Source organism: Microbacterium sp. UBA837, from assembly GCF_002296025.1.
In the GTDB taxonomy this organism is placed as follows: Bacteria; Actinomycetota; Actinomycetes; order Actinomycetales; family Microbacteriaceae; genus Microbacterium.
On sequence record NZ_DBHD01000193.1, the window covers coordinates 1 to 12,974 of the forward strand.

General features: G+C 66.2%; 10 protein-coding genes. 9 read left to right on the top strand and 1 reads right to left on the bottom strand.

Translation table 11 applies throughout. The annotated features are described in order from the left end of the window. The coding region (locus B3587_RS13795; RefSeq protein WP_292729696.1) for a DEAD/DEAH box helicase family protein at positions 1 to 2,547 on the top strand (2,547 nt) is incomplete at its 5' end. Between the two features lie 28 nt (positions 2,548 to 2,575). Here B3587_RS13795 and B3587_RS13800 read toward each other — a convergent pair. Next, complete coding sequence (locus tag B3587_RS13800) at positions 2,576 to 3,064, bottom strand: YajQ family cyclic di-GMP-binding protein (RefSeq protein ID WP_228177902.1); 489 nt, start codon at positions 3,062 to 3,064, stop codon at positions 2,576 to 2,578. A 206-nt stretch (positions 3,065 to 3,270) separates the two neighbouring features. Here B3587_RS13800 and B3587_RS13805 point away from each other — a divergent pair, with 206 nt between their 5' ends. The 8 genes from B3587_RS13805 to B3587_RS13840 all read left to right on the top strand — a co-directional run bounded on the left by B3587_RS13805 (position 3,271) and on the right by B3587_RS13840 (position 12,960). Next, positions 3,271 to 4,506, top strand: a complete 1,236-nt coding sequence (locus tag B3587_RS13805; protein ID WP_228177903.1) for a sugar ABC transporter substrate-binding protein — start codon at positions 3,271 to 3,273, stop codon at positions 4,504 to 4,506. A gap of 72 nt (positions 4,507 to 4,578) precedes the next feature. Next, positions 4,579 to 6,201, top strand: a complete 1,623-nt coding sequence (locus tag B3587_RS13810) for an ABC transporter permease subunit (protein ID WP_228178032.1) — start codon at positions 4,579 to 4,581, stop codon at positions 6,199 to 6,201. Position 6,202: 1 nt separating this feature from the next. Further along, on the top strand, positions 6,203 to 7,195 hold the full coding sequence (locus B3587_RS13815) for a sugar ABC transporter permease (RefSeq protein ID WP_228177904.1): 993 nt from the start codon (positions 6,203 to 6,205) through the stop codon (positions 7,193 to 7,195). Positions 7,196 to 7,198: 3 nt separating this feature from the next. Next, positions 7,199 to 8,674 (top strand): alpha-amylase, encoded by a 1,476-nt coding sequence (locus tag B3587_RS13820; protein WP_292729701.1) that lies wholly within the window; start codon positions 7,199 to 7,201, stop codon positions 8,672 to 8,674. A gap of 121 nt (positions 8,675 to 8,795) precedes the next feature. Beyond that, entirely contained in the window at positions 8,796 to 10,718 is a 1,923-nt protein-coding gene (locus tag B3587_RS13825; protein ID WP_292729704.1) for a glycoside hydrolase family 13 protein, read from the top strand. After that, positions 10,705 to 11,496 (top strand): hypothetical protein, encoded by a 792-nt coding sequence (locus B3587_RS13830; protein WP_292729706.1) that lies wholly within the window; start codon positions 10,705 to 10,707, stop codon positions 11,494 to 11,496. Before B3587_RS13825 ends, B3587_RS13830 begins: the two co-directional genes overlap by 14 nt. 55 nt (positions 11,497 to 11,551) lie before the next feature. Continuing rightward, a complete protein-coding gene (locus B3587_RS13835) occupies positions 11,552 to 12,052 on the top strand; it encodes an FBP domain-containing protein (RefSeq protein ID WP_228177908.1) in 501 nt (166 codons plus the stop codon). Further along, the gene (locus B3587_RS13840) at positions 12,049 to 12,960 is read left to right on the top strand and encodes a PfkB family carbohydrate kinase (protein ID WP_292729711.1); all 912 of its coding nucleotides are present in this window, start codon (positions 12,049 to 12,051) and stop codon (positions 12,958 to 12,960) included. Before B3587_RS13835 ends, B3587_RS13840 begins: the two co-directional genes overlap by 4 nt. Positions 12,961 to 12,974 lie beyond the last annotated feature (14 nt).

The window sequence follows — 12,974 nt, forward strand, 5'->3', positions numbered from 1 at the left end:
GAGCAAGCCGCGATCTACGCGGATGCCCTCGAACGCGACACCGGCCAGCGCCCGCTCATCTTCTACACGAACGGGTACGACACCTGGTACTGGGATGACCGACGCTACCCTCCACGCAAGGTCGCAGGATTCCTCACGAAAGACGAACTGTTGCTGGCCGTGCAGCGGCGCACGATGCTCAGACCCCTCGAGACCGTCGCGGTCGATCGGGGAATCGTCGAGCGGTCCTACCAGCTGCGCGCCATTCGCGCTGTGAGCGACGCGTTCGAGCACAAGCGGCGCCGAGCCCTGCTCGTCATGGCCACCGGAACCGGCAAGACCCGCACCGTGATCGCGCTGGTCGACGTGTTGCAGCGCGCGAACTGGGTCAAGCGGGTGCTGTTCCTCGCCGACCGCACCGCGCTCGTGAACCAGGCGGTCGGCGCCTTCAAGACGCACCTGCCCGACAGTGCACCCGTGAACCTGCTCACCGACCGCGACAGCGAGGGCCGTGTCTTCGTCTCCACGTACGCGACGGTGATGAACCTCATCGACGCGGGAGACGACAACCTGCGCCGCTTCGGCCCCGGCTACTTCGATCTCATCGTGGTCGACGAGGCACACCGATCGATCTACAACCGGTACGGCGAGATCTTCGACTACTTCGACGCGCTCGTCGTCGGTCTCACCGCAACACCCCGAGCCGACATCGACCACAACACGTATCGACTCTTCGAGCTCGACGATGGAGTACCCACCGACGCTTTCGAACTCGACGACGCGATCGCGGGAGGTTTCCTCGTGCCGCCGAGAGCTCGCGTCATCGACCTCGGGTTCATGAGTCGCGGCATCCGCTACGCCGACCTCAGCGACGAGGAACGCGAGCAGTGGGACGCCCTCGAATGGCAGGACGGCGACATCCCCGACGAGGTGGATGCCGCAGTCCTGAACCGCTGGCTGTTCAACGAAGACACCGTCGACAAGGTCCTCGAGATCCTCGTCGATGAGGGACAGTACGTCCAGGGCGGCGACGTGCTCGGCAAGACGATCATCTTCGCGAAGAACCAGAAGCACGCCGAGTTCATCCAGGAACGCTTCGACGCGAACTTCCCCGAGCAACGCGGCCAGACGGCGGCGATCATCACGCACGCCTCGGGGCCCTACGTTCAGGACCTCATCGACAGGTTCTCGACCCCGGGCGCGAAGCCCCACATCGCCATCTCCGTCGACATGCTCGACACCGGCATCGACATCCCGGATGTCGTCAACCTCGTATTCTTCAAGCCGGTGCATTCGCAGACGAAGTACTGGCAGATGGTCGGACGCGGCACCCGACTGCGTCCCGACCTGTACGGGCCCGGCAAGCCGAAGACTGACTTCATCATCTTCGACGTGTGCGGCAACATCGAGTACTTCAACGCCGACATTCCCGAGGCTTCCGGTCATCGAACGGTATCCGTCTCGGAGCGCGCGTTCCTCGCACGCCTGCGACTGCTGGGACTGCTCGCGGGTCGCGACGACACGGATGCTGCGCCGCTGCGTGACCAGCTCGCGACGCGCCTTCACGCCGCGGTGGGAGGCATGAACCGCCAGAACTTCCTCGTTCGCAAGCATCTGCGCGCCGTCGACCGTTTCACCCCCGCCCAGGCGTGGCAGCACTTCACTCCCGCCGACGTGGATGGCGCCGCCGCCCTCGCGGGACTACCGACGGCCTCCGAAACCGACACCGACGAAGCGGCGAAGAGGTTCGACCTGCTGCTGCTCGAGGCGCAGGTCGCCGTTGCCGGCGGCGACCCGGTGCCGCAGCTGATCGTTGCACGGGTCGGCGACGTCGCTGCCGCGTTGCTTCAGCGCCGCGGCATCCCGGCCGTTGATCAGCAGGCTGCGCTGCTCAGCGCCATCACCGATCCAGAGTGGTGGGATGCCGCGAGCCTCACCTATCTGGAGTCTGTCCGCATAGGCCTGCGCGGGCTCGTGCGTCTGATCGATGCCAGCGGCCAGCATCCGATGTACACGGACTTCGCCGACACGATCGCCGAGCGCCGCGACGTCGACATCGCGCGGGTCATGCCGGGGCTGGACCGTCGCGCTTTTCGCGAGAAGATCCTCGGATTCCTCGTGGCGCATCGCGACAACCTCGCGCTGCGCAAGCTTCGGACCGGACGCGAACTCACCGCCGTCGATCTCGCCGAACTCGAGGCGATCCTCATCAGCGTCGGGGGAGTGGATGCCGAGCAGCTGCGCGCTCAGGCCGACGAAGCACGCGGCCTCGGGCGACTCATCCGTTCGATCGTCGGGCTCGATCGTTCAGCGGCCGAAGCCGCGCTCAGTGACTTCGTGGCGGCATCCGGTTTCACACACCGCCAGCACGTGTTCGTCGATCTCATCGTCGAGCAGCTCACGATCGCGGGCCACCTCGACCCGCGTCGACTCTACGAAGACCCATTCACGGGAGTCGCTTCCGAGGGGCCGGATGCCCTGTTCACGGAGGCGCAGGTCACCGACCTCATCGAACGCCTGCGTCAGCTCGACGAGTCGGCCGAGCCCCACGACTCGGCATCCGCCTAGCCGCCACCACGGAGGTGTTCGGGGCGGATCAGCGGTAGTTGACGAACTGCAGGTCGACGTCGAGGTCGGCTGCCTTCAGGATCCGGATGACTTCCTGCAGGTCATCCCGGCTCTTGGACTGCACGCGCAGCTCATCGCCCTGGATCTGTGACTTCACCGACTTGGGGCCCTCGTCGCGGATGATCTTGCCGATCTTCTTCGCGTTCTCCTGAGAGATCCCGTCCTTCAGGCTCGAGACGATGCGGTATTCCTTGCCGCTGGCCGTCGGTTCACCCGTGTCGAGGCTCTTCAGGGAGATCCCGCGCTTGATCAGCTTCGACTGGAACACGTCGAGCACGGCCTTCGCGCGCTCCTCGGAGTTGGCTTTGATGAGGATCTGCTCACCGCTCCAGGCGATCGAGGCGTCGGTGCCTTTGAAGTCGTAGCGCTGCTCGACCTCTTTGCGGGCCTGGTTGAGGGCATTGTCGGCCTCCTGGTGGTCGACCTTGCTCACGATGTCGAAGGATGAATCAGCCATGTCGAAAGTCTACGGGGGTTAGGGCATGGAAGCGCTTCCACCGTTGTGGGAAGTCACGAACTGATATCGATGACCAACCGTCTTCTCGCATTATTGTCACGCGGATGATACAAATGTAAGCGCTTGCAGAACCCGTGAGCACACTGGTTCGACGCGGAACACTCGCGACGGCCGATCACATCAGCACTCAAGAGAGGCACACACCAATGAAGGTGAACACGAGGAGCATCGTCGCCCTGGGCGCGATCGCTGCGATTTCATCTCTGACCCTCGCCGGTTGCGCGGGCAGCTCAGACAGTGGCGAGACCACGGCGCCGGACATGTCCGGCTCCATCACCGTGTGGGTCGACGCCGACCGTGCAGGCGTGCTCGAGGCGGCGGCTGCCGACTTCACCGAGCAGACCGGCGTCGAGGTCACGCTCGTCCAGAAGGAGTTCGGCGAGATCCGCGACCAGTTCGTCCAGCAGGTTCCGACCGGTGAAGGCCCCGACATCGCGGTGGGCGCGCACGACTGGCTGGGAACCCTCGTGACCAACGGTGTCGTGGCACCGGTCGAGCTCGGCGACAAGGCGGGCGACTTCGAGGATGTCGCCATCAACGCCTGGGCCTACGACGGCCAGACCTACGCCGTTCCCTACGCGATCGAAAACATCGCCCTCATCCGCAACACGGATCTCGTGTCCGAGGCTGCAACCGACTACAACGACATGATCGCCAAGGGTCAGGCCGCCGGTACCGAGTACCCCTTCCTCGTGGGCCTTGACCCCGAAGCCGCCGACCCGTACCACCTGTACCCCTTCCAGACCTCGTTCGGTGCGCCAGTGTTCGGTCAGAACGCCGACGGCAGCTACAACGCCGACGACCTGCAGATCGGCAACGAAGGTGGCGTCGAGTTCGCGAACTGGCTAGGCGAGCAGGGTGCTGCCGGCATCCTGAACACCAACATCACCGGTGACCTCGCTCTGGAGAACTTCACCTCGGGCAAGTCGCCGTTCTTCCTGACCGGCCCGTGGAACGTCCCGGCGATCGAAGAGGCGGGGATCAACTTCTCCGTCGACGCGATCCCCTCGGCCGGTGGCCAGGACGCTCAGCCGTTCGCCGGCGTGCAGGGCTTCTTCCTGAGCTCGGAGAGCGAGAACACCCTCGCTGCCAACGAGTTCCTCGTCAACTACGTCGGTAGCGAAGACGTGCAGATTGCCCTCTACGAGGTCGGCGGCCGCGCCCCGGCGCTGACGGCCGCTTTCGACCAGGTCGAAGCGAGCGACCCCGTGGTCGCCGGGTTCGGCCAGGTCGGCGCCAACGCCGTGCCGATGCCGAGCATCCCCGAGATGGGCTCGGTCTGGCAGTACTGGGGCGTGACCGAGGCTGCGATCATCAACGGCGGCGACGCGCCGGCGCTGTGGACGCAGATGGCGGCCGACGTCCAGGCAGCGATCGAGTAATCCGATCCACGCAGGTGGGGTGGTGCGTAAGCGCCACCCCACCTCGTACCCTGCTCAGGAAGAGGGATGAGGATGTCTGCTCCGACCACCGAGAATCGCGACCCCGCGATCGACCCGCGGCGTGAGAAGCGCTCACAGCGCGCCCGCCGCATCGCCGAGACTGCCGGCGTCGGCTGGAAGGTCCTGCTGCTGAAGATCGTCGCGATGGCGATCATCGACGCGCTCGCGCTCTACTCCGTGCTCGTGCTCATGCAGAGCCAGCAGTGGGTGCCGATCGTCGTCATCCTGCTCATCACGGGCTTCGCGAACTACATCTACTTCAGCCGCGGAAACCTGCCCGCGAAGTACCTGATTCCAGGGCTCATCTTCCTCTTCGTCTTCCAGATCTTCGCGGCCGGCTACACCGCCTACGTCGCCTTCACCAACTACGGCACCGGTCACAACAGTGACAAGGACGCCGCCGTCAACGCGCTCCTCCTCCAAGCGCAGGAGCGGGTGCCCGATTCCCCCGCCTACAAGCTCACGATCGTTGAACAGCTCGGGGAGCTGTCGTTCCTGGTCACCGACCCTGACGGGGGCGTCGAGATCGGAAATGACGAGAACCCGCTCGAGCCGGTCGAGAACGCCCAGATGGACGGCGGCAAGGCTGTCGGTCTCGACGGCTACAACAGCTTCACGTTCGCCGACATCGTCGCGAACCAGCAGCAGATCGCCGCGATGGCGGTGCAGATCAGCGAAGACCCCAACGACGGGTCGCTGCGCACCCCCGACGGCTCCAGCGCGTACGTCTACCTGTCCAAGCTCGTGTACGACGAGCAGGCAGATACGATGACCGACACCCGGACGGGCACGGTCTACTACGACATCGGCACCGGCGCCTTCACCGCCGAGGACGGCACGGAACTGCTTCCCGGCTGGCAGATCTTCGTCGGCTTCGACAACTTCACGCGCGCCTTCACCGAAGAGTCCATTCGCGGACCGTTCTTCTCGGTACTCATCTGGACGTTCGTCTTCGCCTTCCTCTCGGTGGCGACGACCTTTGTGCTGGGACTGTTCCTCGCGATCGTCTTCAACGATCCGCGAATGAAGTCCAAGAAGTACTACCGGGTCCTCATGATCCTCCCATACGCGTTCCCCGGGTTCCTCTCGGCGCTCGTCTGGGCGGGCATGATGAACCAGGAGTTCGGCTTCATCAACGTCGTCCTGTTCGGCGGCGCCGACATCCCGTGGCTCACGAACGAGTGGCTGGCCAAGTTCAGCATCATCCTGGTGAATCTCTGGCTCGGATTCCCGTACATGTTCCTCATCTGCACGGGCGCGCTGCAGTCAATCCCTGATGACCTGCAGGAAGCTGCCCGGGTCGACGGGGCCAACGCGTGGCAGGTCTTCCGCAGCATCAAGTTCCCACTGCTGCTGGTTGCCGTGGCACCGCTGCTGATCGCCTCGTTCGCCTACAACTTCAACAACTTCAGCCTCATCTATATGCTCACCGGCGGTGGGCCCCGGGATGCGACAGCCGGCGTCAACGTCGGCGCCACCGACATCCTGATCACGATGGTCTACAAGGTCGCCTTCGTCGGTTCGACTGCCGACTACGGGTTGGCGAGCGCGTTCTCGATCATCATCTTCCTCATCGTCGGCACGATCTCGATCATCGCGTTCCGACAGACCAAGGCACTTGAGGAGTTGAACTGACATGAGCGACTTCCGTCCCGGCGCCCCGGCCGCCAAGGGCCTTCTCGAGAAGGTCGCCGACGAAGACACCGAGATCACCTCGAGCCGCGACGGCGGCAGCGGGGGAGCCGGCGTCCCCGGCGGTGCCCCCGCGCCCAAACGGCCGTTCCGCCGCTACTTCCGCGAGACCGGATGGCGCCACCTGATCGGCATCCTGGTGGGGATCTTCGCGATCTTCCCGCTGCTGTACGTCATCTCGGCATCCTTCAACCCCAACGGCACGCTGCTGACGGCCAACGGCCTCTTCCAGCGCCTGAGTCTCGACAGCTATGTCTCGCTGTTCACCAGTGCCCAGCATCCCTACGGCGCGTGGTTCGTCAACACGCTCGTGATCGGGCTCGTCACGGCGGCCGGAACGGTGTTCCTCGGCGCGCTCGCGGCGTATTCCTTCTCGCGCATGCGGTTCACGGGGCGTCGCGTGGGCCTCACCACGCTTCTGGTGGTGCAGATGTTCCCCCAGCTGCTCGCCGTCGTCGCGATCTTCCTGCTGATGGTGGCGATCGGTGATATCTTCCCGGCGATCGGGCTGAACTCCCAGATCGGGCTGATCATGGTGTATCTCGGCGGCGCGCTCGGGGTGAACACCTATCTCATGTACGGGTTCTTCAACACGGTTCCGTCGTCGATCGACGAGGCCGCGAAGATCGATGGTGCGGGGCACGCGCGGATCTTCTTCACGATCATCCTGCGCCTGGTCGCTCCGATCCTTGCGGTGGTCGGGCTGCTGTCGTTCATCGGGACTTCGAGCGAATTCGTGCTCGCGAGCGTCATCCTGATCGATCCCGATAAGCAGACGCTCGCCGTCGGCCTGTACAAGTTCATCTCGGACGAGTTCTCGAAGAACTGGTCGGTGTTCGCCGCCGGTGCGGTGCTGGCCGCCATCCTGCCGGTCGCCCTGTTCCTGGCTTTGCAGCGTTACATCGTCGGGGGCCTGACTGCGGGAAGTGTGAAGTAACGGATGTCGGGCCTTCGCGCCCGCGCCGGGGCGGTGGTCGCCGCCGTCTCGGCCGCGGTGCTTCTGCTCGCCGGCTGCACGCAGGCCTCGATCGAGGTCCCCGAGCCTGCCGCACCGGATGTCGGCATCCAGCTCTTCCAGCTGCCGTGGACCTCTGTGGCCAAGGAGTGTGAGACAACGCTCGCGCCCGCCGGGATCGCGTGGGTGCTGCTCTCGCCAGCGCAGGAGCACATCGCCGCCGACGAGTGGTGGGCGTCGTACCAGCCCGTGAGCTACCAGCTCGAGTCGCGCCTGGGAACCCGGGACGAGTTCGCCGACATGGTGCAGCGCTGCAACGCCGCCGGTGTCGAGGTGATCGCGGATGCCGTCATCAACCACATGACCGGCCAGGACGAACCCGGCGCTGGGTACGCCGGCACAGCGTACGCGCACTACGACTACCCGGGGCTGTACACGGAGTCCGACTTCCACCGCTGCGGGCTGACAGCGAACGACGACATCCAGCTCTATAAGAACCGCGAGCAGGTGCAGAACTGTGAACTGGTGAACCTCGCGGATCTCGACACCGCGAGCCCCACGGTGCGTGCGACGATCGGCGCCTACCTCGAGGATCTGCTCTCGCTCGGGGTGTCGGGATTCCGGATCGACGCCGCCAAACACATTCCCGCGACGGATGTCGAGGCCATCGTCTCGCAGCTGCCGCAGGGCACCCGCATCATGAGCGAGGTCATCCGCGGGGCCGGTGAACCGATCGCGCCTGAAGAGTACGAAGGATTCGGGGAGGTCTTCGAATTCACGTACGCCCGCGAGCTCACCCCGCCCCTCGAGAACGGGGTCTTCTCGGATCCCGTTCTCTCCGATGACCGCCCGCAACAGGTTCCCTCGGAGGCGGCCATCGTGTTCGTCGACAATCACGACACCGAGCGGGGCGAAGCGAACGTCACAGCGCGCGATCCGCAGCTCTACATCATCGCGAACGCGCTCATGCTCGCCGACGACTACGGCACCCCCGTCCTCTATTCGGGGTACGCCTTCAGTGACCGGGATTCCGGAGCACCCACGGATGCCGACGGCCGCGTCCTTGATGCGAGCTGTGCGGACACGACGGGCCCCGTATCCGATCTCGCCGACGGTGAGCGCACGTGCGTGCAGAGCTGGCCGGCGATCCGCGGCATGCTCGAGTTCCGCGCGATGGCGGGGGACGCGCCCCGGATGCCGGGAGTCGACTCCGGCGACGCCTACGGTTTCGAGCGCGCAGGTCGCGGCGTCGTCGCCGTGAACGTCGGCGACGACATCCAGAGCATCGAGGTCCCCACGACGATGCCCGACGGTGCCTACTGTGATGTCATCACCGGGGGACCGGATGCCGCCGGCGACGGCGGGTGCGCCGGAACTGAATACTCCGTCTCCGGTGGCATCGCTGTGTTCGCCCTGGACCCGGGCGCCGCTGCCGCCATCCATCTCGGCTCGAGGCGCTGACCCGGAAGAACCCGACTCCATAACTGAAGAACAATCTGAGGGCTCTGTCATGGCCGCGGCCGTGCAACCAGGATTCCCCGACCGACGGTGCACCGCGCCGACCTCTCGAAACGGACCGATCATGACCACGCCCACCCTGCTGCCACACCACGACGGATCGCCCCTCCACGTCTCCACCCAGACGCCCGCGCTCGGTGAGCTCGTTCGCGTTCGACTGCGTGTTCCCGCCGACTATCCCGCGCTGCGGGCAGTACGCACTCTTTCCAATCCCGACCACGAACCCGCCTGGACTGAGGCGACCGAACTCGGGACCGCCGACGGCTGGAGCTGGTGGGAGGCCCCGATCGTCGTGCGTAACCGCCGGCACGGCTACCGCTGGCTGCTCGTCCACGAGTCCGGCCGCGTGGAGTGGCTCAACCAGGCCGGCCTGTCCGATCTCGAAACCCGCGACGCCGACGACTTCGCCCTGGTCGCTCACCCCGCCCCGCCGGAGTGGATGTACGACGCCGTCATGTATCAGGTCTTCCCCGACCGGTTCGCCCGCTCGGAGGCCGCGGATCGGCATCCGACCCCCGATTGGGCGATCCCCGCGAGATGGGACGAGCCGGTCGATCCCGTCATGCCGGGCCGTTCGCAACAGTTCTACGGTGGTGACCTGGACGGCATCCGTGAACGCCTCGACCACCTCGCCGACCTCGGCGTGAACCTGCTCTACCTCACCCCCTTCTTTCCGGCAGCCTCGAATCACCGCTACGACGCGTCGAGTTTCACGCGCGTCGACCCGCTCCTCGGCGGAGACGAAGCGCTGATCCGTCTCGTTGCGGCTGCGCATGAGCGCGGCATCCGTGTCATCGGCGACCTCACCACGAACCACTCCGGCGACCGGCATGAGTGGTTCCAGGCGGCGCTCGGGAATCCCGAAGCGCCCGAGGGCGAGTTCTACTACTTCACGGATGCCGAGCGCACCCGCTACGAGTCGTGGCTGGGCACCCCCACCCTGCCGAAGTTCAACTGGGCCTCGTCGGAGCTGCGTCGCCGATTCGTCGAAGGGCCGGATTCGGTCGTTGCGCAGTGGCTCAACCCCCCGTTCTCGCTCGATGGCTGGCGGATCGACGTCGCCAACATGACGGGGCGGCTCGGAGACGTCGACCTGAACGCCGAGGTCCGGCAGCTGACGCGGCAGACGATGATCGAGACGAATCCCGACACGATCCTCATCGCCGAGATCACCAACGACGCATCCGGCGACCTCACCGGCGACGGGTGGCACGGCGCGATGACCTACCCGTCGTTCGCGCGGCCGCTGTGGGCGTGGCTGTGCGAGCCGACGGGGACGCCCTACCTCACCGGCGACGGGCAGGAGCGGACGGAGCCGTGGTTCTTCGGGCAACCGGTCGGCGGCATCCCCCGCTATGACGCGAGACAGTTCGTCGGCGCCGTCACCCGGTTCACGGCGGGCATCCCGTGGCGCGTGCGGCTGGGAAACATGCAGACCCTCGACAGTCACGACACCGCCCGCTTCGCAACCAACGCACCGGCGGAGGCCATTCCGCTGGCCGTCGGCCTGTCGATGACACTGCCGGGGATGCCAGTGCTGTTCGCCGGCGACGAGTTCGGCCTCGTCGGCGCCGACGGTGAAGCGAGCCGCACCCCGATGCCGTGGGGCACCGAGTCGGATCCCGAGGTCGCCGCCCGCCTCGACCTCTACCGGCAGCTCATCGCGCTGCGGCGCCGGCATCCCGGCCTGGCGAACGGGGGTCTGCGCTGGGTCCACGTCGACCAGAACGCGGTGGTGTTCGTGCGCGAGAGCGCTGAGGAATCAATCCTCGTGTTGGCAGCCACGACGGATGCCGACGTCACGCTTCCTTCAGCAGCGCTGCTCGGCGCCGAACGTGCGGAGGCACTCTTCGGTGATGCGGCGCTGGCAGCCGCAGCGGACGGCAGAGTCGGCATCCGGTCGACGGGCCCCACGTTTGCAGCCTGGGCCCTCCCGGGCGTCGATGTGCCGGAGTCTCGGGAAGGATCGGGCGATGGCGACGCCTGAGCGTTTCGACGAGCTCAGTCGCGGGCTCGTGGACGGCGTTGCGCGGCATCCCGACCTCGTCGGCCTCGCGCTGCTCGGATCGGCATCCGACCAAGCCCGTGACCGCCGTGATGAGTGGTCGGATCACGACTTCTTGGCCATCGTCGCGCCGGGTCGGGGCCAGGCCCTGCGCCCTGACCTCGGCTGGCTTCCCGACCCGGATTCGCTCGCGCTGACGGCCCGTGAGGGTGAGATCGGCTTCGTCGCCGTCTACGACGACGGCCACGTGATGGAGTTTGCGGTGGCCGAAGCATCCGAGTTATCCGGCGCCGTCGCCGGGGACGCGACGGTAGCCCTGGACGACGAATCCGACACGGTGACCGACCTCATCGACGATGCGCGCGAGCGGGCAACACTCGCTGACCGCTTCGATCCCGCCCAGGACGCTCGACTCGTGCTCGTGAAGATCCTCATCGGTGTCGGCCGCGCTCGCCGCGGAGAGGTGCTCGTGGCTGGGCAGTTCGTCAGGACCTGGGCCGTGCAGCTGCTTGTGCGGACGATCCGTGGACGGTTTCCCGACCGGTGCGGACCGACGCGGGATCGGATCGATCCGCTACGTCGGTTCGAAGCCGACTTCCCGGAGCTGGCCGAGCAGATCGCGCGCGCCGTCGCGCAGGAGGTCGAGCCGGCGGCGCGGGCGCTGTTCGACATCCTCTGTGGGCTCGAGCGCGGCTGGGTGGACTTCCCGCGTCGTGCGGCCGACGCGGTAGCAGCTCGACTCGGATGGACCGGAGACTGATCAGACCCTGCTCCGTGAGCTGCCACCTTCGTAGGATGTCGGGGGAGGAGGTGGCATGCGTCCGCTTACCGAAGAGGAACTTCGCGCGTCGTTCGTCAACGCTGCACCCGACGAGCTTCGCGTTATCGAGGTTCCGCTGAGTGCCCGCACGACCGACTGGTATCACTTCGACTTTCTCGCCTGGCGCGACCCCGAGTTCCGGGGCCGCGGATACCTCGTTGCCGAAGTCGATGGAGAGCCGCGGGGAGTCGTGCTTCGCGCATCCGACAGTTCGTCGCGGTCGCGAGCGGCGATGTGCAACCTGTGCCACACGATGCAGCCCGGCAACCAGGTCTCACTGTTCACCGCGCGACGCGCCGGGGACGCTGGCGCTCACGGTGACAGCGTCGGCACCTACATCTGCACCGACCTCTCGTGCCACGACAACGTGCGGCTGGCCGCGCCGCTCGCGCCCAGTGAGATGCGCGGTAGCGTCGACCTGAAAATTGATGGCACACGGCGCCGCACCGAAGCGTTCGTCGCGCGTGTGCTCGAGAACGGAGAGGCCCCGGCATGAGCTCGGTGGTAGTGATCGGCGATGCGCTGATCGACGAGTTGCGCGACGACGCCGGCGTGAAGGAGTTCGTCGGGGGAGCGGCACTGAATGTGGCTGTTGGCCTGTCGCGACTGGGCGTGCCGACAACGCTGATTGCCATGGTCGGAGACGACGAGGCCGGTGCCAAGATCCGGGCCTACCTCGACGACTACGGCGTGCAACTACTCGCCTCTCCCTCACCGCTCGGAAGCTCGCGAGCCGTGAGCGTGCGGGTCGACGGTGAACCGACCTACGTTTTCAACGACGCGGCCCAGGCCCGTCATCTCACGTTCGATGAAGCCCAGCGAGCTGCTATCGCGGATGCCGATCGCATCGTCGTCAGCTGCTACCCGTTCGACGACGCCGAACAGACCGCGGCGCTCATCGACGCTGTGGGCGAGGCATCCGATCGCCTCGTGATCGACCCGAACCCTCGCACCGGCATGATGAAGGACCTCGACGAGTTCCGCCGCGGGTTCGAAGCGCTCGCCGACGGGGCGGGTGTCGTGAAGATCGGTGACGACGACGCGACGCTCCTCTACGAGACGGACCTGGATGCCGCGGTCACCCGGATGCGAGAGCTTGGCGTGCCGACCGTTCTTGCCACCCGGGGTGCCGCAGGAGCGACGCTGGTCACCGATCCGGCAACAGTGACCAAGCCCGTCTCGTCCCTTCCCGGGGCGGTGACCGACACCATGGGCGCGGGGGATGCATCCCTCGCCGCCCTCGTCGCCGGGATTGTGCAGAAAGACCCCACGACCGCGGACGAGTGGACTGACGTGCTCGGCACCGCAATGGACATCGCCGCGGCGACCTGCCGCTTCCACGGTGCCCTGCTGCGAACCCCGGATGCACTTGCCGACGACCACATGGATCCCATCGGCACCTGAGACCGCAATGCCCA